Origin of the sequence: Streptomyces sp. NPDC008137, from assembly GCF_042957035.1 — a bacterium.
Taxonomy (GTDB): Bacteria; Actinomycetota; Actinomycetes; order Streptomycetales; family Streptomycetaceae; genus Streptomyces.
The window spans coordinates 237,218-255,676 of sequence record NZ_JBIBHN010000008.1; the positions used below are offsets into that span (position 1 = coordinate 237,218).

Annotated in this window: 19 protein-coding genes and 1 tRNA gene; 15 read left to right on the top strand and 5 right to left on the bottom strand. The window is 71.4% G+C overall.

The genetic code is table 11. The features are described from left to right. Positions 1-149: 149 nt before the first annotated feature. Entirely contained in the window at positions 150-1,514 is a 1,365-nt protein-coding gene (locus ACFZBT_RS16160; protein WP_391103447.1) for a sensor domain-containing protein, read from the bottom strand. 171 nt (positions 1,515-1,685) lie between these two features. Beyond that, positions 1,686-2,930 (bottom strand): sensor domain-containing protein, encoded by a 1,245-nt coding sequence (locus ACFZBT_RS16165; protein WP_391103449.1) that lies wholly within the window; start codon positions 2,928-2,930, stop codon positions 1,686-1,688. Between the two features lie 223 nt (positions 2,931-3,153). On the opposite strand from ACFZBT_RS16165, the gene ACFZBT_RS16170 reads away from it, so the two are divergent. The 12 genes from ACFZBT_RS16170 (at position 3,154) to ACFZBT_RS16225 (ending at position 14,770) form a co-directional block, all read left to right on the top strand. Next, on the top strand, positions 3,154-3,561 hold the full coding sequence (locus ACFZBT_RS16170) for an NADH-quinone oxidoreductase subunit A (protein WP_010041427.1): 408 nt from the start codon (positions 3,154-3,156) through the stop codon (positions 3,559-3,561). Continuing rightward, positions 3,552-4,175 carry an NADH-quinone oxidoreductase subunit NuoB gene (locus tag ACFZBT_RS16175; RefSeq protein WP_391103451.1) on the top strand — a complete coding sequence of 208 codons (624 nt, stop codon included), beginning with the start codon at positions 3,552-3,554 and terminating at the stop codon, positions 4,173-4,175. The genes ACFZBT_RS16170 and ACFZBT_RS16175 overlap by 10 nt, the downstream gene beginning before the upstream one ends. Continuing rightward, positions 4,172-5,368 (top strand): NADH-quinone oxidoreductase subunit C, encoded by a 1,197-nt coding sequence (locus tag ACFZBT_RS16180; RefSeq protein ID WP_391103453.1) that lies wholly within the window; start codon positions 4,172-4,174, stop codon positions 5,366-5,368. Before ACFZBT_RS16175 ends, ACFZBT_RS16180 begins: the two co-directional genes overlap by 4 nt. Next, positions 5,365-6,333, top strand: coding sequence for an NADH-quinone oxidoreductase subunit H (locus ACFZBT_RS16185; RefSeq protein WP_391103456.1), 969 nt, complete (start codon positions 5,365-5,367; stop codon positions 6,331-6,333). Before ACFZBT_RS16180 ends, ACFZBT_RS16185 begins: the two co-directional genes overlap by 4 nt. A 2-nt stretch (positions 6,334-6,335) precedes the next feature. Next, the gene (locus tag ACFZBT_RS16190; protein WP_391103458.1) at positions 6,336-7,034 is read left to right on the top strand and encodes a 4Fe-4S binding protein; all 699 of its coding nucleotides are present in this window, start codon (positions 6,336-6,338) and stop codon (positions 7,032-7,034) included. Continuing rightward, the gene (locus ACFZBT_RS16195) at positions 7,031-7,768 is read left to right on the top strand and encodes an NADH-quinone oxidoreductase subunit J (RefSeq protein ID WP_391103460.1); all 738 of its coding nucleotides are present in this window, start codon (positions 7,031-7,033) and stop codon (positions 7,766-7,768) included. The genes ACFZBT_RS16190 and ACFZBT_RS16195 overlap by 4 nt, the downstream gene beginning before the upstream one ends. Then, positions 7,768-8,181 (top strand): NADH-quinone oxidoreductase subunit NuoK, encoded by a 414-nt coding sequence (gene nuoK / locus ACFZBT_RS16200; protein ID WP_391103462.1) that lies wholly within the window; start codon positions 7,768-7,770, stop codon positions 8,179-8,181. Before ACFZBT_RS16195 ends, nuoK begins: the two co-directional genes overlap by 1 nt. Further along, a complete protein-coding gene (locus ACFZBT_RS16205; protein ID WP_391103464.1) occupies positions 8,178-10,172 on the top strand; it encodes an NADH-quinone oxidoreductase subunit L in 1,995 nt (664 codons plus the stop codon). The genes nuoK and ACFZBT_RS16205 overlap by 4 nt, the downstream gene beginning before the upstream one ends. A gap of 6 nt (positions 10,173-10,178) precedes the next feature. After that, on the top strand, positions 10,179-11,753 hold the full coding sequence (locus ACFZBT_RS16210; protein WP_391103467.1) for an NADH-quinone oxidoreductase subunit M: 1,575 nt from the start codon (positions 10,179-10,181) through the stop codon (positions 11,751-11,753). Beyond that, complete coding sequence (locus ACFZBT_RS16215; RefSeq protein WP_391103469.1) at positions 11,750-13,273, top strand: proton-conducting transporter membrane subunit; 1,524 nt, start codon at positions 11,750-11,752, stop codon at positions 13,271-13,273. The genes ACFZBT_RS16210 and ACFZBT_RS16215 overlap by 4 nt, the downstream gene beginning before the upstream one ends. A gap of 244 nt (positions 13,274-13,517) precedes the next feature. Continuing rightward, positions 13,518-14,381, top strand: a complete 864-nt coding sequence (htpX, locus tag ACFZBT_RS16220) for a zinc metalloprotease HtpX (RefSeq protein WP_382489286.1) — start codon at positions 13,518-13,520, stop codon at positions 14,379-14,381. Continuing rightward, positions 14,378-14,770 (top strand): YccF domain-containing protein, encoded by a 393-nt coding sequence (locus tag ACFZBT_RS16225; RefSeq protein ID WP_189728669.1) that lies wholly within the window; start codon positions 14,378-14,380, stop codon positions 14,768-14,770. The genes htpX and ACFZBT_RS16225 overlap by 4 nt, the downstream gene beginning before the upstream one ends. Before the next feature lie 172 nt (positions 14,771-14,942). Here ACFZBT_RS16225 and ACFZBT_RS16230 read toward each other — a convergent pair whose 3' ends face one another. Then, positions 14,943-16,229 (bottom strand): amino acid permease, encoded by a 1,287-nt coding sequence (locus ACFZBT_RS16230; RefSeq protein ID WP_391103473.1) that lies wholly within the window; start codon positions 16,227-16,229, stop codon positions 14,943-14,945. A 193-nt stretch (positions 16,230-16,422) separates the two neighbouring features. On the opposite strand from ACFZBT_RS16230, the gene ACFZBT_RS16235 reads away from it, so the two are divergent. Further along, on the top strand, positions 16,423-16,689 hold the full coding sequence (locus ACFZBT_RS16235) for a GlsB/YeaQ/YmgE family stress response membrane protein (RefSeq protein WP_391103476.1): 267 nt from the start codon (positions 16,423-16,425) through the stop codon (positions 16,687-16,689). Positions 16,690-16,794: 105 nt separating this feature from the next. Here ACFZBT_RS16235 and ACFZBT_RS16240 read toward each other — a convergent pair whose 3' ends face one another. Beyond that, a complete protein-coding gene (locus ACFZBT_RS16240) occupies positions 16,795-17,283 on the bottom strand; it encodes a YajQ family cyclic di-GMP-binding protein (RefSeq protein ID WP_382489292.1) in 489 nt (162 codons plus the stop codon). A 221-nt stretch (positions 17,284-17,504) separates the two neighbouring features. Here ACFZBT_RS16240 and ACFZBT_RS16245 point away from each other — a divergent pair. Beyond that, positions 17,505-17,586 (top strand) — tRNA-Tyr (locus ACFZBT_RS16245). 250 nt (positions 17,587-17,836) lie between these two features. Here the strand turns inward: ACFZBT_RS16245 and ACFZBT_RS16250 are convergent. After that, on the bottom strand, positions 17,837-18,121 hold the full coding sequence (locus ACFZBT_RS16250; protein WP_391103479.1) for a hypothetical protein: 285 nt from the start codon (positions 18,119-18,121) through the stop codon (positions 17,837-17,839). A gap of 113 nt (positions 18,122-18,234) precedes the next feature. Here ACFZBT_RS16250 and ACFZBT_RS16255 point away from each other — a divergent pair, with 113 nt between their 5' ends. Then, positions 18,235-18,447 (top strand): hypothetical protein, encoded by a 213-nt coding sequence (locus ACFZBT_RS16255; RefSeq protein WP_391103481.1) that lies wholly within the window; start codon positions 18,235-18,237, stop codon positions 18,445-18,447. Positions 18,448-18,459: the final 12 nt, after the last annotated feature.

Here is an 18,459-nt window from a genome sequence, read left to right on the forward strand (position 1 = left end):
GGGGTGGGACCGGCTTCTTGTCCGAGCGATTCGGACGGTGGGTGGGCACAGGCCGGGGGTTCAGGGGGCGGAGCCCCCGGGAGGGCCGGGGGCCCAGAGGACGAAACCCCCTGGCGGGCCAGATACGACCCCCCCGCCCCCACCGGAGGTCACCGCACGTACGCCCCCCGCCACGGCAACTCCGCCGTCACCCGGGTCGGCCCGCCCGCCGGCGAGTCCACCACCAGGACCCCGTCCACCGCGTCGAGCCGATCCGCCAGCCCCGCGAGGCCGGAACCCCGGGACACGTCGGCCCCGCCCGCGCCGTTGTCCACGACCTGCAGCATCAGCCGGTTCTCGGTCCGCCAGACCTCCACGCCCGCCCAGGTCGCCCGCGCGTGCTTGCTGACGTTCTGCAGCAGCTCCGACACCGTGAAGTACGCGATCCCCTCGATCGCCGGCGCCGGCCGCTCCGCCAGATCGACCTCGACCCGCACCGGCACCGTGCACCGGGAGGCCACCGCCGACAGCGCCGCGTCGAGACCCCGGTCCGTCAGCACCGCGGGATGGATCCCCCGGGCCAGGTCCCGCAGCTCCTGCAGCGCCGTCTTCACCTCGCCGTGCGCCTCGTCCACCATCCGCGCGGCCGCCTCCGGATCCTCTTGGAGCTTCTCCTTCGCCAGCCCCAGATCCATGGCCAGCGCCACCAGCCGGGCCTGGGCCCCGTCGTGCAGATCCCGCTCGATGCGCCGCAGGTCGGCCGCGGCCGTGTCGACCACGACCCCCCGGTCCGACTCCAGCTCCACCACCCGCGAGGCCAGCCGCGACGGCCCGAGCAGCCCGTGCACCAGCAGCCGGTCCACCATCGTCAGCGCCCGCAGGATCCACGGCCCGGTGATCGTGAACAGCAGGCCCACCAGCGCGGTCATCGTGATCTCGAAGGGGTTGTCGAGGTAGACCCGGTGCGTCTCGTCGCCGTACAGCTGGACCCCGTCCTGGCCGGCGTACATCGGGAACACCCAGAACCACAGCGGGTAGGTCAGCAGCCCCCAGCCCAGCACCCACACGTTCACGGCGACCGCGAACGAGAACACCGCCCAGGGCATCTGCAGCACCGAGTACAGCAGCGCCCGCCACGAGGCGCCGCTCTTGAGGACGGCACCCATCCACGCCATCGCACCCGGCTTCTTCATCCGCAGCGGCTCCGGCCCGGCCACCTCAAGGTCCAGCAGCGTCCGTGCCCGCGCCCGCTCCAGCGCCCCCAGACCGCGGCACCCGGCGAGGGCCGCCGCCAGGACCGGCACACCGAGGAACGTCACCAGCAGCCCCGCCCCCAGCGACACCATCGTCACCGCGTAGACGAACAGCAGGATGCTGATCGGCAGGCTGAGCAGCACGTAGCCGAGCTCGCGCCAGGTGCGTCCCTTGACCGGCGCCCGCAGCGCGACGGGCAGCCGGTGCCGCCGTCGTTCGGTGCTCCCGGGGTACCCGGGCCCGCCGTCGAGCCCGTATCCCTGTCCGTACTGCGTGGCCATCGGCGTCGTCCTTCTCCTCGTCCCGCTGCTGTGCTCTCGATACCTCCACCCTGCTCCGCCGCAGGTCGGCGGACCATGGAGTCCGTCGGCGTCTTGGACGGGGGGTTTTCCCTACCGCCCGCTTCCGGCCTGGTGGCCGCCGGCGCCCGCGGCGGAGGCGTCCGTACGGCCCTACCGCCCGCTTCCGGCCTGGTGGCCGCCGGCGCCCGCGGCGGAGGCGTCCGTACGATCACGCCACGGCAGTTCCGCCGTGACCGTCGTCGGGCCGCCCTCGGGCGACTCCAGGACGAACAGGCCGTCCACGGCGCCCAGCCGGTCGGCCAGGCCCTGCATCCCCGTACCGCCGTCGAGACTCGCGCCCCCGCGGCCGTCGTCCCACACCTGTATGAGCAGCCGGTCGGCCGTCCGCCACACGTCCACCGACGCCGACCTCGCCCGGCTGTGCTTGCTGACGTTCTGCAGCAGCTCCGAGACGGTGAAGTAGGCGATGCCCTCGATGGCCGCGGCAGGCCGCGCGGGCAGGTCGGCCGTCACCTTCACCGGGACCGTGCAGCGCGAGGCCACCGACGACAGGGCCGCGTCCAGGCCGCGGTCGGTCAGCACCGCCGGATGGATCCCGCGGGCCAGGTCCCGCAGCTCCTGGAGTGCCAGCTTCACCTCGCCGTGCGCCTCCTCGACCATCGCCGCCGCCGCGTCGGGATCCTCCAGCACCTTCTCCTTGGCCAGGCCGAGACCCATGGCCAGCGCCACCAGCCGGGCCTGTGCCCCGTCGTGCAGATCCCGCTCGATGCGCCGCAGGTCGGCCGCCGCCGTGTCGACCACGATCCCCCGGTCCGACTCCAGCTCGGCGATGCGCCGCTCCAGCTCGTCCGAGGGCGACAGCAGCCCGCGCACCATGGCCCGGTCGGCGTTGGCCAGCCCCCGCGCGATGAACGGCAGCACCGGCCACAGCACGAACAGCGAGGTCAGCGTGATGGTGAAGGTGAGGACGCCCCACGGCAGCCGCATGAACTCGTACAGCACCGTGCGCCAGCCCACCGGGTCCTTCAGCGACATCCACACCCGGGCGAGGAAGCCGCCCGAGCCGCGCAGCGGCAGCCGGCTCGGCTCGTCCACCCGCACCCCGAGCAGCGCCCTGGCCCGGGCCCGCTCCAGTTTGCCCAACTGCCGGGCGCCCATGAGTCCGGCGGCGAGCAGCGGGAACCCGATCACCGTGACGGTCAGCCAGAAGCTGGTGAACAGCACCGTCATGACGTAGGTGAATCCGAGCAGGGAGAGAGGAAGGTTCGCCAGGAGGTGCGCGATCTCCTTCCAGGTGTGCCGGTCGTAGGCGAAGCGGGGCGGTGGCGGGCGGTCGTCCTGCCCGGCCGCCGTCGCGGCCGCCTTCGCGCCGGTGGACGGGAAGCGTTCGGTCATACGCGTCAGCGTGCCCGGCCGAGGGCGCCCGCGCCATGAGGCGGACCGCCAGGATCGACTGAGGAAAACCCCACCCCCGCATGCCAGGGCGTGACGGGCTGCTTACCCTGCCTTTATCAGGGCCTAGACTCCCGTGCGTACAGATCGTCGAACAGCGGCGTCCGGGTGAACCGGGGGATCGCCGCAGGACCAGGTCCGAGTTTCAAGGGAGCGAGGGACGGACGTGCCGGAACCGACCGTCGTCACCACGACCGTCGTCGCGGCGGACTACTTCCAGTCCTATTCGGTCGTCGGACTGCTCGCCGTCGTCGGCGTGCTGTTCGTCGCCGTCGCCTTCGGGGCCGGCCGCCTGCTGCGGCCCGTGGTCCCCACACCCGAGAAGCTCCTGACCTACGAATGCGGCGTCGACCCCGTCGGCGAGGGCTGGGCCCACACCCAGGTCCGCTACTACGTCTACGCCTTCCTCTACGTGATCTTCGCCGTCGACTCGATCTTCCTGTTCCCCTGGGCGACCGTCTTCGCCGCCCCCGGCTACGGCGCGACGACCCTGGTCGAGATGTTCATCTTCCTCGGCTTCCTGGCCGTCGGCCTGCTCTACGCATACAAGAAGGGCGTCCTGGCATGGACGTGAACCCCTCGGTGTCCGAGCCTGTGTCCGAGCCCGTGCTGCTGCCCGAGCCCAAACGGCTCGGCGCCCTGGCCCGCCTCGCACCCGAGCCGATGAAGGTGATCCTCAACTGGGGGCGCCGCTACTCGCTCTGGGTCTTCAACTTCGGCCTCGCCTGCTGCGCGATCGAGTTCATCGCCGCGTCGATGGCCCGCCACGACTTCATCCGCCTCGGCGTCATCCCGTTCGCCCCGGGCCCGCGCCAGGCCGACCTGATGGTCGTCTCCGGCACCGTCACCGACAAGATGGCCCCGGCCGTCAAGCGCCTCTACGAGCAGATGCCGGAGCCCAAGTACGTCATCTCCTTCGGCGCGTGCAGCAACTGCGGCGGCCCCTACTGGGACTCCTACTCCGTCACCAAGGGCGTCGACCAGATCATCCCCGTCGACGTCTACGTCCCCGGCTGCCCGCCCCGCCCCGAGGCGCTGCTCCAGGGCATCCTCAAGCTCCAGGAGAAGATCGCCCGCGAGTCGCTGGGGGAGCGGTACGGCACGGAACGCCCCTCGGCGGCGGCGCTGCAGAGCGGCCTGGTGAAGCCACCGTCCCCGTCCGGCTCCGCGCCCGGGGAGGGACGATGAACGCGGTCGGCTGGCTGCCCGCCGACGTCCAGGAACTCTTCGGTACGGACGCCACGGCCGAGGAGTCGTACGAGGTCCTGACGGTCGACGTCCCCCCGGCGACCTGGATCTCCGCCCTGGAGACCGCCCGCGACCGGCTCGGCTGCACCTACTTCGACTGGCTGAGCGCGGTCGACGAACCGGGCACGGGCTTCCGCGTCACGGCGCACGTGGCGGCCCTGTCCCCCCTCCGCCGCCTCCTGCTGCGTACGACGATCCCGCACGAGACCCCCGCCCTGCCCTCCGCGGTCGGTGTCTACGCGGGCGCCGCCTGGCACGAACGCGAGACGCACGAGATGTTCGGCATCGCCTTCGAAGGCCACCCGGCACTCGACCACCTGCTCCTGCCCGACAGCTTCGAGGGCCACCCCCTGCGCAAGGACTTCGTCCTGGCCGCCCGCGTCGTCAAAGCCTGGCCCGGCGCGAAGGAACCCGGCGAGTCCGAACACGGCGGCCCCAAACGCCGCCAGATGCTTCCCCCCGGCGTCCCCGACCCCAACGAATGGGGCCCCCTGAAGGGCCAGCTCCCCCCGGCTCCGTCCCGCCCGACCCGAGCCACGGGACGCGAACGCCCTGCCCGGGGAGCGACCGGCCCCGCCGGCGAACGCCCGGTACGGCGGTCCCGCTCGGCGGCGGAGGGGTCTGCGAGTCAGGCTCCTGCCGGGAGCACCGGGGCGGAGTCGTCGCCGACTTCGGAGCCGGTGCCTGCTGAGGGTGGGTCCTCGACCCCGTCGACTCCACCACCGGCGTCGCCGCGCCGTGCGCGGAGTGCGGGCGAGGGCTCGGCGTCGCAGCGGACACAGCCGGGGTCCACCGCCGGCCCCCGCCGGGCCCGCAGCGCCTCGGAGGGCAGCACGAGCCAGCGCGCCGCGCCCGCCCCGGGCGACAGCGCGAGCCGGCCCGAGTCCGACAGCGCCCCGCGCACCCCACGCAGCTCGGACGCCCCCTGGCACCACGCCCGCCCGGCCTTCGAGGACCAGGAGCCGGCACCGTCATCCGAGCGCTCGGAAACCTCCGAGAGCCGTCCTGAGACTCGCCCCGAGAGCGTGGGCACCGACTCGGACGACACCGGGGAGCCCCGGGAACCGTCGGACACCCCGAAGCCCCCGGACAACCCCGAAGACCCCACACCCCCGACAGGAGGCACGCGGTGAACGACGCCCTCGACGTCATCCTGCGACTCCTGATCGTCTTCGTCGTCTTCCTCACCTTCCCCCTGATCATCGGCCAGACGGAACACAAGGTCATGGCCCACATGCAGGGCCGCCTCGGTCCCATGTACGCCGGCGGCTTCCACGGCTGGGCCCAGCTGGTCGCCGACGGCGTGAAGTTCGCGCAGAAGGAGGACGTCGTTCCCGCGGGCGCGGACCGCCGTATCTTCCAACTGGCCCCCGCCGTCGCCCTGCTGCCGTACCTCCTCGTCCTGCTCGCCATCCCCATCGGCCCCGGCGAGGGAGCCGTCGGCCAGGTCATCGACGCGGGTGTCTTCTTCGTCCTGGCCGTCATGGGCGTCGGCGTCCTCGGCTCGCTCATGGCCGGCTGGGCGTCAGCCAACAAGTTCTCCCTCCTCGGCGGCCTCCGCACCGCCGCCCAGCTCCTCGCCTACGAACTCCCGATGCTGCTCACCGCCGCATCCGTGGCGATGGCTGCCGGAACCGTCTCCCTAACCGGCATCCTCGACGCCTTCGAGTGGTGGTGGCTGCCGTGGCAGATCGTCGGCGCGATCGTCTTCTTCGTGGCCGGCCTCGCCGAACTCCAGCGCCCTCCCTTCGACATGCCCGTCGCCGACTCGGAGATCATCTTCGGTGCCTACACCGAGTACACCGGCCTCCGCTTCGCCCTCTTCCTCCTCGCCGAGTACGCCGGAATCGTCGTCCTGTGCGGTCTGACCACCGTCCTCTTCCTGGGCGGCTGGCACGGCCCCTGGGGTGCCGACGGCCTCGGCTGGGTCTGGACCCTGCTGAAGACCGCCGTCCTCGCCTTCCTCGTGATCTGGCTGCGCGTCACCTACCCGCGCCTGCGGGAGGACCAGCTCCAGAAGCTCGCCTGGACCCTCCTCGTCCCCCTTTCCCTCGCCCAGATCGCCCTCACCGGCGTCGTCAAGGTGGTGATCCAGTAACCATGGCCGCGTCCCTCCCGCCCTCCCGGCCCCGCATCCCCGGCAGCGGCCTGGCCAAGGGCCTGGCCGTCACCCTCCGCACGATGACGAAGAAGTCCGTGACCGCGCAGTACCCGGACGCCCAGCCCGACCTCCCGCCCCGCACCCGCGGTGTGATCGGCCTGTTCGAGGAGAACTGCACGGTCTGCATGCTCTGCGCCCGCGAGTGCCCGGACTGGTGCATCTACATCGACTCCCACAAGGAGACGGTCCCGGCGGCGACCCCCGGCGGCCGCGAACGCAGCCGCAACGTCCTCGACCGCTTCGCCATCGACTTCGCCCTGTGCATGTACTGCGGCATCTGCATCGAGGTCTGTCCTTTCGACGCCCTGTTCTGGTCCCCGGAGTTCGAGTACGCCGAGACCGACATCCACGACCTCACCCACGAGCGCGACAAGCTCCGCGAGTGGATGTGGACCGTCCCGGCCCCGCCGGCCCTCGACCCCGCCGCGGAGGAGCCGAAGGAAGTCGCCACCGCCCGCAAGACCGCCGAGAAACTCGCGGCCCAGCAGCAGCCCGCGCCCACCGAGTCCGCCGCCGACGAGCAGGCCCGCGCCGCGGAGGCCCCCACCCACCCGGCAGGTGACTCGCGGCAGCAGACCGACCAGCCGAGGCAGCGGCCTGCGGACCGGCAGACGGACCGGCAGGAGGGACAGGAATGATCCTGGCCGCAGCCGCCACGACAGCGGCACACGCGACCACCACGACAGCGGCGCACGCCACCACCACGGCCGCCGAAAGCCACGGCTTCCTCTCCCCGACCGGCGTCGAGATCGCCTTCCTCCTCGTCGGCCTGGTCACCTTCGGCGCCGCGATCGTCACCGTCACCACCCGGCAGCTCGTGCACGCCGCCCTGTGGCTGGTGGTGACCCTCGGCGGACTGGCCGTCGAGTACCTCCTGCTCACCGCCGAGTTCATCGCCTGGGTGCAGGTCCTCATCTACGTCGGATCCGTCGTCGTCCTCCTCCTGTTCGGACTGATGCTCACCAGGGCCCCGATCGGCCGCTCCCCGGACGCCGACTCCGGCAACCGCTGGGCCGCCCTCACCGTGGCCCTCGCCGCGGCCGCCGCCCTGGTCTGGGTCGTCGTCGACGCCTTCCGCACCACCTGGATCGACCTGAACGGCCCCGCCGCCGGTTCCACCGAGGCCACCGGCGCGAGCCTCTTCCAGAACTGGGTCCTCCCCTTCGAGGCCCTCTCCGTCCTCCTCCTCGCCGCCCTGGTCGGCGCGATCGTCCTGTCCCGCAAGGCGAAGGCCGACGCGGCGCCCGCGCCCGGAACCGCCCCAGCCGATCGCACCCCGGCCGGCCACAGCGAGAAGGGCCCGAGCGAAAAGGACCGCGGCGAGAAGGGCCCGAACGAGACGGACCGGAGCCAGAAGGAAGGCACGCGCTGATGCACCTCGCCTATCCCGCCGTCCTCTCCGCCCTCCTCTTCTGCACGGGCTTGTACGGCGTCCTCGCCCGCCGCAACGCGATCCTGGTCCTGATGTCGGTCGAGCTGATGCTCAACGCCGTCAATCTCAACCTGGTCGCCTTCGACGTCTGGCTCAGCAAGACCGCCGAGGAGACCCTGCACTCCGGCCAGGCCCTGACCCTGTTCACCATCGCCATCGCCGCCGCCGAGATCGGCATCGGCCTGGCGATCGTCCTCGCCGTCCACCGCAACCGCGGCACCGCGGACATCGACAAGCTCCGCGACACCGCCGAACGGCACGACCCGGACGACCGCGACCCCGACGGCCACGACAGCGACGCCCGCACGGCCGAGCAGCCCGGTGAGGCCCAGAAGGCTGAGGCCACCGCGTGACCACGACCACCCTCGCCGTCCTCGTCCCCCTCCTTCCGTTCCTCGGCGCCGCCGCCGGCCTGTTCCTGGGCCGCACGGCACCCGGCTTCGTCCGCCCGCTCGCCGTCCTGCCGACCCTCGCCTCCCTGGCGCTCGCCGCGCTGGTCGCCGCACGACAGGGCGGTGACACGGCCGTCGACGCGGCCACGGAACTCACCCCGACCGGCTCGGTCCCGATCGAACTCGCCCTGCACATCGACGGCTTCGCCGCCCTCGTCGCCGTCGTGGTCGGATTCGTCGCCACCTGCGTGCAGATCTACTCGACGGGCTATCTGCGCGACGACCCGCGCTACCCCTCGTATGCCGCTCTCGTCTCACTGTTCACCTCCGCGATGTTCCTGGTCGTCTACTCCGGCGACCTGATCGTGCTGCTGGTCGGCTGGGAAGTCATGGGCATCTGCTCCTACTTCCTGGTCGGCCACTACTGGGAGACCCCGGAGGCCCGCGCCGCCTCCCTCAAGGCCTTCCTGGTCACCAAGCTCGGCGACGTCCCCTTCCTCATCGGCCTGTTCGCCCTCGCCACCGACGCCGGCTCCTTCCGCATCACGAAGGTCCTCGGCGCCGTCGCCAGCGGATCGCTCGACCACCCGACGCTGATCGCCCTGCTGCTCCTGGCGGGCGTGGCGGGCAAGTCGGCGCAGTTCCCGCTGCACACCTGGCTCCCCGACGCGATGGCGGGCCCGACACCCGTCTCCGCGCTGATCCACGCCGCGACGATGGTCGCCGCCGGTGTCTACTTCATCGCCCGTCTCCTCCCGGTCTTCGAGGCCTCCCAGGCCGCGATGGTCGTCCTCGCCGTCATGGCCGCCGTCACCATGGCCGGCTCGGCGCTCGCCGCGCTCGCCCAGGACGACATCAAGCGCGTCCTCGCCTACTCGACGATCGGCCAGCTCGGCTACATGACCGGCGCCCTCGCCGTCGGCGACCGCGGAGCCGCCGTCTTCCACCTCCTGTCCCACGGCGCCTTCAAGGCGCTGCTGTTCCTCGCGGCCGGCGTGATCATCCACGCCGCCGGCACCAACTCGCTCGCCGCCATGTCCCGCATGCGGAACCTGCGCGACCGCGTCCCCGACGCCTACTGGACGATGACCGTGGCGCTGCTCGCGCTCGCCGCGATCCCGCCCTTCAGCGGCTTCTTCTCCAAGGAGGCCGTCCTCGGCGTCGCCGAGCACGTCGTCACCGGGCACACCGAGCACGCTCCCGCCGCCGCGGGCTGGATCGTCCTCGTCTCCGGCCTGCTCACGGCCCTGCTCACCGCCGCCTACGCGATGCGCCTGTGGCTGCTCGCCTTCCGGGGCCGGGGCACCGAAGCCCCCGACCACGGCAAGGAGCCGCTGACGATGACCGTCGTGCTGTGGGTGCTGGCCGTTCCGTCCCTGGCCCTGGGCGGATTCGCGTTCCGCGTGCTGCCCGACTGGTTCGACGGCCGTGCCCTCGGCCCGACCCTCACCACCTCCGTGCTCGGCACCGGCGTGGCCCTGGTCGGCGGCATCGTCACCTACGGCGCCTGGCGGCACACCACCGCGTTCGCGGCCCGTGTCCCGCTCGGCGCGGTCGCCGCCCACCCCGAGGGCGACGCCGCCCAGGTCGAGGCGGAAGCCATCGCCACCCACGAGCCGGCCTACGGCGACATCGCCTACGCGCCCGACCCCTCCGACCCGGGACGGCTCCTGCTAGGCCCCCTGCACCGGCACGCGGCCGCAGGCTTCCACCTGGACGCCGTCTACACGGCACTCTTCGTCCGCCCGGTCCAGGCCGGGGCGAGCCTCGTCCGGTTCCTCGACCGCGAGGTCGTCGAGACCTACGTACGCGGTGCGGGTGCGCTGCCCCGCTGGCTCGGCACCGCCGTACGACGCGCCCAGACCGGCAACGTCCAGACCTATGTGAGCGCGCTGCTCGCCGGCACCGTCGTCCTCGCGGTCGCCGCCGTCCTCGTCGCCACGGGAGCGTGAGCAGGCGTGATCGATATCAACGAGTCCGTGATGCAGGTCCTTCTGGCGTTCATCGTCGTCGGCCCGCTCCTCGGCGCCGCCGCGGCTCTCCTGCCTGCCCCGCCCGGGCTGAAGGGGAAGTCACCCGAGCAGGCGGTGCTCCGGCACGGTGTCACCGTCACCGGCGCGGTCCTCATCGCGGCGATCGTCCTGGCGCTCGGCTTCGACCACGACCAGCCGTCGAAGATGCAGGCCAGCACGGACATCAGCTGGATCCCCGCACTCGACGTACGCATCCACTTCGGCATCGACGGCATCTCCCTCCCCCTTCTGGTCCTGACCGCGCTGCTGACCTTCCTCTGCGCGCTCTACTCGTACTTCAAGATGCCCGAAGGCCCGACCCCGAAGGCCTTCGTCGCTCTGCTGCTCGTCCTCGAGTCCGGCACCCTCGCGACCTTCGCCGTCCTCGACCTGCTGCTGTTCTTCCTCGCATTCGAGATGGTCCTCATCCCGATGTACTTCCTCATCGCCCGCTGGGGCGGTGAGGGCCGGAGCCAGGCCGCCTGGCGGTTCATCCTCTACACGCTGCTCGGCTCCGTGGTCATGCTGCTCGGCCTGCTCCTGATCGGGCTCAAGGCGGGCACGTTCGACATGATGGCACTCGCCACTGACAACGGCCGGTCGCTGAGCACATCCGTGCAGGTCATCGCCGTTTTGTCGATCGGGATCGGCCTCGCGGTCAAGACGCCGATGTGGCCGCTGCACAGCTGGCTGCCCGACGCCCACACCGCCGCGCCGACCGTCGGCTCGGTCCTGCTGGCCGGTGTCCTGCTGAAGATGGGTACGTACGGATTCGTCCGGATCCTGCTGCCCATCGCGCCCGACGGCTTCCGTACCTTCGCGCCCTACCTCGCGGCGCTCGCCGTCGTCGGCATCATCTACGGATCCCTGGCCTGCCTGGCCCTCGCCAAGCAGGGCGCGAAGGGCGATCTCAAGCGCCTCATCGCTTACTCGTCCGTCGGTCACATGGGCTTCGTCCTGCTCGGCATCGCCACCATGACCCCGACCGGTGTGAACGGCGCCCTCTTCGCCAACATCGCCCACGGCCTCATCACCGGCCTCCTCTTCTTCCTGGTCGGAGCCCTGAAGGACCGCACAGGCACCACCGACCTCGACACCCTTGCCGAGGAGACCGGAGCCGCGCTCTACGGCAAGGCCCCGCGCCTCGGCGGGCTGCTCGCCTTCGCCGCCGTCGCCTCGCTCGGCCTGCCGGGCCTGGCCGGATTCTGGGGCGAGATGCTCGCCCTGTTCGGAGCGTTCCAGCCCGCCGCGGGCCTCAGCCGTCCCGCCTTCCTCACCTTCATGGCGATCGCCGCGTTCGGCACCCTGCTGACGGCCGCGTACCTGCTGATCGTGGTCCGCCGCGTCTGCATGGGCGCCCTGCCGCAGGACGCCCCGGCGCTCCCCGACGTCCGCTCCTACGAGTTCGCGGCCTGGACCCCGCTCGTCGCCCTCACCGTCGTCGCGGGCCTGTGGCCCAAGGCCCTCCTCGGCCTGAGCGACCCGGCCGTCCAGCAGCTCCTCGCAGGAGGCAACCGATGAGCTCCCCGGCCCAGCCCCTGGCCGCGTCGCTGGTCCAGTCCGTCGACTGGCTCGCGATCGCGCCGCCCACCATCGCGGCGGTCGTCGGACTCGTCGTCCTGGTCGCCGACCTGTTCGTCGCCGAGCACCGGAAGGCGCTGCTCGGCTGGACGTCGGTGGCGGGCCTTGCGGCCGCCACACTGATGCTGCTGCCCCTCCTGGACGGCGACCGCAGCACCTTCTGCCTGACCGGCGATGCCACCGTCTGCAGCTACACCGCCGACCGCTTCACCCTGGTCATCCAGTTCCTGGTCCTCGGTGGGGCCCTCCTCACCGCCCTCCTGTCGGTCACCGCCCTGAAGGACGGCCGCAAGGAGCTCCCCGAAGGGGAGTACTGGTTCCTGCTGCTGTCCTCCGCGGCCGGCGCCGCGCTCCTGCCCGCCTCCCGCGACCTGGCGACCCTGATCGTCGCCCTGGAGGTCGCCTCCCTGCCGGCCTTCGCGCTGGTCGGCCTGAAGTACGGCGACCGGAAGTCCTCCGAAGCGGCCCTGAAGTTCTTCCTGTCCTCGGTCACCGCGACCGCGGTCAGCCTCATGGGCATCAGCTTCGTGTACGCCTCCACGGGCACCCTCTACCTCTCCCAGGTCGCCAACCGCGTCCAGAACGTCGACGGACAGCTCCAGACGCTCGCCCAGACCGGCGTCGTCCTCACGCTGGTCGGCTTCGCCTTCAAGACGGCCGCCGTGCCCTTCCACTTCTGGGTGCCCGACACCTACGTGGGAGCGCCGCTGCCCATCGCCGCCTACCTGTCGGTCATCGGCAAGGCGGTCGGCTTCAGCGGCCTGATCCTCGTCACGGTCGTGGCCCTCCCGTCGTACGCCGACCTCTGGGGCCCTGCCCTGGCGGTCCTGGCCGCGCTCACCATGACCGTGGGCAACGTCGGAGCCCTGCGCCAGCAGGCCACGCGCGCGTACAGCGCGGTCCGCCTGCTCGCCTGGTCGTCCGTCGGCCAGGCCGGCTACCTGCTCGTACCGATCGCCGCCGCCGCGTACTCCGGGGACGCCGAGAAGTCGGTCGGCTCCACCGTCGCCTACGCCCTCATGTACGGCGCCGTGAACCTCGGCGCCTTCGCCGTGGCGGCCCTGGTCGGCCGTACCAAGCCCCTCAACCGCGTCGCCGACTACCGCGGCCTGTACGCGTCGAGCCCCTTGTCCGCCCTGCTTCTCGCCTTCTTCCTGCTCTGCCTCGCCGGACTGCCACCGGGCATCATCGGCCTCTTCGCCAAGGTCACCGTCTTCGCCGCGGCCGTCGACGCGGGCCTCGGCTGGCTGGCCGTGATCATGGCTGTCAACGTCGTCATCGCGCTGTTCTACTACCTTCAGTGGACGACCCTGCTCTTCCGCGCCCCCGAGGGCGAGCCCGAGAAGCACCGCGTCCCTGCCCCCCTCACCGCCGCCATCGCCCTGACCGGCGTCCTCGGCATCGTCCTGTCCGGGGCACCGCAGCTCGTTCTCCGCTTCACCGACACGGCGCTCTTCTGAACGACAGCCGCTTTCGGGTGCCCCACGCGCGCGTGGGGCACCCGCCTCCCCACGCGCGCGTGCCGCTTCCCGGGCCCGTTCACCCGGACGGCCCAAACCCGCCGCCGCACGCACAAGGGAACTAGTGCCCCCCGCCTGGCGTTGACCAGTACGGGAGGGTCCACTGGACGTGACACCACGGCACCAGTGGCACCGCAGATCACCGAGCAAGGGTCCCCCTGCCGCACCACTTGGAGGGCGTACCGTGCACCGCCGGCACAACGGGCTCAGGACCGCAGTCCTCCTCGGGGGACTGTCCGCCCTCATCATCGTCATCGGCAGCTTTTTCGGCCGCATGGGGCTCGTCATCGCCGTACTGGTAGCACTGGCCACCAACGCCTACGCCTACTGGAACAGCGACAAACTGGCGCTGCGCGCGATGCGGGCCCGCCCGGTGAGCGAGTTCGAGGCCCCAGGGCTCTACCGCATGGTCCGCGAGCTCTCCACCCAGGCCCGCCAGCCCATGCCGCGTCTGTACATCTCTCCGACGGAGGCGCCCAACGCCTTCGCCACGGGCCGCAACCCGCGCAACGCCGCCGTGTGCTGCACCGAAGGAATCCTGCGCCTTCTGGACGAGCGTGAGCTGCGCGGCGTCATCGGCCACGAGCTCAGCCACGTCTACAACCGCGACATCCTCATCTCGTCGGTCGCCGGGGCCCTCGCCTCCGTGATCATGTTCCTGGTCAACTTCGCCTGGCTGATCCCGATCGGGCGCTCGGACGACGACGACGGCCCCGGCCTGCTCGGCATGCTGCTGATCATGATCCTGGGTCCGCTCGCCGCCTCGCTCATCCAACTGGCCATCAGCCGCTCCCGGGAGTACCAGGCGGACGCCTCCGGCTCCCAGCTCACCGGCGACCCACTCGCCCTGGCCAGCGCCCTGCGCAAGCTCGAACTCGGCACGAAGCAGCTCCCGCTGCCCCCCGAGCCGCGCATCGAGACCGCAAGTCACATGATGATCGCGAACCCGTTCCGCCCCGGCCAGGGCCTCTCGAAGATGTTCTCCACGCACCCGCCGATGGCGGAACGCATCGCCCGGCTAGAGAAGATGGCAGGTGGGAACCAATGAGGACCATTCTCAACGTCATATGGCTCGTCCTGAGCGGCTTCTGGCTGTTCCTCGCCTACATGCTCGCGGGCCTGCTGCTCTGTATCACCATCATCGGGATCCCGTTCGGCATCGCGGCCTTCCGCATTGGCGTCTACGCCCTGTGGCCCTTCGGGTACACGACGGTCGAGCGGCGTGACGCGGGCGCGCCGTCCTGCGTGGGCAACGTGCTGTGGCTGGTGCTCGCGGGCTGGTGGCTGACCCTCGGCCACATCGCCACCGGCATCGCCCTGTGCGTCACGATCATCGGCATCCCGCTCGGCATCGCCAACTTCAAGCTCATCCCGGTCTCGCTGCTCCCGCTCGGCCGCGACATCGTCCGGACCGACGAGCCGTTCACGGCACGCTGACGGCGGGGCCGCGCGGCCCGGTTTCCACAGGCCAGGGGTTGTCCACAGGCCCGCCCGGCTGTCAGCGGCGGCCTGCATCATGAACCCATGACCGCGATCGAGCAGTTGCCGGGGGCCAAGAGAGCCCGACCCGCAACAGTGGCGAAGTGCCTGCCCCCAACGCCCCGCAGCCCTATGCCTTCCCCGCCCCGGCCCCCGCCGCCCACTGCCGCACTCCATACACGACCGCGCCCACCACCAGCACACCCGCTCCCACGACCACCGATACAGCCGGCAGCGAGAACGCGAGCACCACGCAGCCGGCCAGCCCGACTCCCGCCACCACCCGAGCCGCGAGCGCCGCCGACATCGAAGTCGATGCCGATGCCGATGCCAGGGTCCAGGCCGACGCGTTGGCCACGGCGTAGTACGTCAGCACACCGAAGGAGGAGAACCCGATCGCGCCCCGGACGTCCACCGTGGCGGCCAGGACCGCGACCACCGCACCCACCGCCAACTCCGCCCGGTGCGGCACCTGGAAACGCGGATGCACGGCCGCCAGCGCCCCCGGCAGATGCCGGTCCCGGGCCATGGCCAGCGTCGTCCGCGAGACGCCGAGGATCAAAGCCAGCAGTGAGCCCAGCCCGGCCACGGCCGCACCGACCCGCACCACCGGCACGAGCCAGGGCGTCCCGGCCGCCCGCGCCGCATCGGCCAATGGCGCCGACGCGTCCGCGAGACCGTCCGACCCGAGCACCGAAAGGACAGCCGCCGCCACACACGCGTACACCACCAGCGTGATGCCCAACGCCAGCGGAATCGCGCGCGGAATGGTGCGCGCCGGGTCGCGTACCTCCTCACCGAGGGTCGCGATACGGGCGTACCCGGCGAACGCGAAGAACAGCAGGCCGGCGGCCTGAAGCACTCCGTCCGCTCCGCCCGAGGCCCCGGCGTCCAGCCGCCCGGCGTCCGCCGCACCGGACACCAGGCACCCGACCACCACGGAAGCGAGGACAGCCAGCACCACCGCCACGATCACCCGCGTCAGCCACGCCGACTTCTGGATCCCGCCGTAGTTCACCGCGGTCAGCGCCACTACGGCCGCGACCGCCACCGCATGCGCCTGCCCAGGCCACACGTACGTGCCCACAGTCAGCGCCATCGCCGCACAGGAGGCCGTCTTCCCGACCACGAACGACCAGCCTGCGAGATACCCCCAGAACTCCCCGAGCCGCTCACGCCCGTAGACATACGTGCCGCCCGAGGCGGGATACCGGGCGGCGAGGCGAGCCGACGACTTGGCGTTGCAGTAGGCGACCACCGCGGCCACGGCGAGCCCGAGGAGCAGCCCGGACCCGGCCGCGTGTGCCGCCGGTGCGAGGGCGGCGAAGATCCCGGCTCCGATCATCGAGCCGAGTCCGATGACGACGGCGTCCCCCACACCGAGGCTACGGCGCAGTGCGGAAGCGGAGGCTGTCATGCACCGCACCCTACTGATCAGTGCAACCGGCGGCTGACGTCAGGGCGTCCTCCTCACCAAGACGGCGTGAAAGCGCGCGGCAAGGACGACGCGCGCGGGACGCCCGACGTACGACGCACGAACACGGCCTGCCGGGAGCAAGATCACATGGCCGGGACAGTGCGGGCACAGCGTGAAAGGGCAGGTTCACGGCATGACCATCATCAGCTGGATCATCCTGGGACTGTTGGCCGGAGCCATCGCGAAGTTCCTGCTGCCCGGGCGCGACCCGGGTGGCCTCATCGGCACGACCCTGATCGGCATCGCGGGCGCGTTCATCGGCGGCTGGATATCGGCCCGCTGGATGGACCACCCGATCACCAAGGACTTCTACGACGGCACGACCTGGGCCGCGGCGATCGGCGGATCGCTCGTCCTCCTGGTCGTCTACCGCCTCCTGTTCGGCAACTCGCGCAGCTGAACGCGACCACCGACCGCGGCCGACAAGCGAGAAGGGCGGACACCGGCAGGTACCCGCCCTTCCTCGTACCGGTGCGGACCGGGAGCCCCGAGGACCCGACCGGACCTACCGGTAGTTCACGAACTGCAGGGCGAAGTCGTAGTCCTTGTCCTTGAGCAGGGCGATGACGGCCTGCAGATCGTCCCGGCTCTTGGAGCTGACCCGCAGCTCCTCGCCCTGGACCTGTGCCTTCACGCCCTTCGGGCCCTCGTCGCGGATGGCCTTCGCCACCTTCTTCGCGTTGTCCTGGGAGATGCCCTCCTTGATCGAAGCGAAGATCTTGTACTCCTTGCCGGAGAGCTGGGGCTCGCCCGCGTCCAGAGCCTTCAGCGAGATACCGCGCTTGATCAGCTTGGACTGGAAGACGTCGAGGATCGCCTTCACCCGGTCCTCGGAGTTCGCCTCCATGAGGATCTGCTCACCGGACCACGAGATCGAGGCGCCCACGCCCTTGAAGTCGTAGCGCTGCGAGATCTCCTTGGCGGCCTGGTTGAGTGCGTTGTCGACCTCCTGCCGCTCGACCTTCGAGACGATGTCGAAACTGGAGTCGGCCATGTCCTGTGGCTCCTTGTATCGGGGTGCGTATCGTGCGTACCGGCGTACGTGGGCGGCCGCCGGTCCCGTTCAGGTCCCGGGCCGCATCCGGACAAGCCTAGCCACCCCCCGCCCTCCGGGCGCCGATCAATCGGGTGGCGAAGCACCCCTCCACATCAGGTATTGTTTACGTCGTTGCCACGGAGCGCCGCCGAAAAGCGGTTCGAAGGGCAGCAACCCCCGGCGGTGTGCCCGAGCGGCCAAAGGGAGCAGACTGTAAATCTGCCGGCTCAGCCTTCCCAGGTTCGAATCCTGGCGCCGCCACACTGGGGAGAACCCCCTTCCTCTGCGGAGACGCGGAAGAAGGGGGTTTTTCGTATGCAGCTGCCGCAGAGCAGGGGTGACACGTCTCTCACTCGGCAAGCTACGGCGCAAAGGCGGCGAACGCCTGCGGTGGCTGCGGAGGTTCGGCGCGCCAGCCGGACGAGTCGGTACGTCCTGGGCGGCCTGACACGATGAGCCGCGACGACCCGACCGGGAGTACGGCAACCGGCCGAGCGCGCCCCACCGCACCTCACGCGGCGCGCCCCGTGCGCCCCACCACTCCGCCGCCTACTCGCTCCCGTGGGCGAGTTCGATGTCGTGGTCGTCCACGCCGGTGCCCGAGACCGACGCGCCCGCGGCGGGTACCCGGTCGCGGCTGCTGCCGCTGGTACGCCGTGATCGCCGTGGGCATGGGGGTGACCGCGTACCCGCCGATGTCCAGGTCGGAGAAGGCGTACGCCCCGTCGAGGCCGGTCCGGGGCGTGGCGATCACGTTGCCCGCAGCGTCCACCAGCGTCACCCGCGCGTCGGTCAACGGCGCACCCCCTCCGCGCACCGTGCCCCGCACCTGTGCGCCGGGACGCAGTCCGAGGCGCGGGTCAGGGGAGGGCAGGCATACTCGCGCCGCGCACGCGGCACACTGGCCCCATGTCCTCCCGCCGCAGAAACTGCCCCGAGTGCCGCCGCGAGATCGCCGTCGTCGCCGGGCGGTACGCGCGCCACGACCCGCCCGGCGCCCGGGAACACGGCGAACTCACCTCTTGCCCGGGCTCCCGCCGACAGGCTCGGCCCGGCGCGGAGCAGCCGGCCCTGGACGGCTACGCGGTGCCGGACTTCCCCGGCCAACTGCCCCTGTTCTAGGGAAACTCCGCA

Coding starts and splice junctions, on each gene's coding strand:
- ACFZBT_RS16175 (WP_391103451.1), top strand. CDS start 3,552: ATGGACGTGAACCCCTCGGTGTCCGAGCCTGTGTCCGAGCCCGTGCTG.
- ACFZBT_RS16215 (WP_391103469.1), top strand. CDS start 11,750: ATGAGCTCCCCGGCCCAGCCCCTGGCCGCGTCGCTGGTCCAGTCCGTC.
- ACFZBT_RS16160 (WP_391103447.1), bottom strand. CDS start 1,514: ATGGCCACGCAGTACGGACAGGGATACGGGCTCGACGGCGGGCCCGGG.
- nuoK (WP_391103462.1), top strand. CDS start 7,768: ATGCACCTCGCCTATCCCGCCGTCCTCTCCGCCCTCCTCTTCTGCACG.
- ACFZBT_RS16235 (WP_391103476.1), top strand. CDS start 16,423: ATGACCATCATCAGCTGGATCATCCTGGGACTGTTGGCCGGAGCCATC.
- ACFZBT_RS16190 (WP_391103458.1), top strand. CDS start 6,336: ATGGCCGCGTCCCTCCCGCCCTCCCGGCCCCGCATCCCCGGCAGCGGC.
- ACFZBT_RS16230 (WP_391103473.1), bottom strand. CDS start 16,229: ATGACAGCCTCCGCTTCCGCACTGCGCCGTAGCCTCGGTGTGGGGGAC.
- ACFZBT_RS16195 (WP_391103460.1), top strand. CDS start 7,031: ATGATCCTGGCCGCAGCCGCCACGACAGCGGCACACGCGACCACCACG.
- ACFZBT_RS16240 (WP_382489292.1), bottom strand. CDS start 17,283: ATGGCCGACTCCAGTTTCGACATCGTCTCGAAGGTCGAGCGGCAGGAG.
- ACFZBT_RS16165 (WP_391103449.1), bottom strand. CDS start 2,930: ATGACCGAACGCTTCCCGTCCACCGGCGCGAAGGCGGCCGCGACGGCG.
- ACFZBT_RS16255 (WP_391103481.1), top strand. CDS start 18,235: ATGTCCTCCCGCCGCAGAAACTGCCCCGAGTGCCGCCGCGAGATCGCC.
- ACFZBT_RS16180 (WP_391103453.1), top strand. CDS start 4,172: ATGAACGCGGTCGGCTGGCTGCCCGCCGACGTCCAGGAACTCTTCGGT.
- ACFZBT_RS16225 (WP_189728669.1), top strand. CDS start 14,378: ATGAGGACCATTCTCAACGTCATATGGCTCGTCCTGAGCGGCTTCTGG.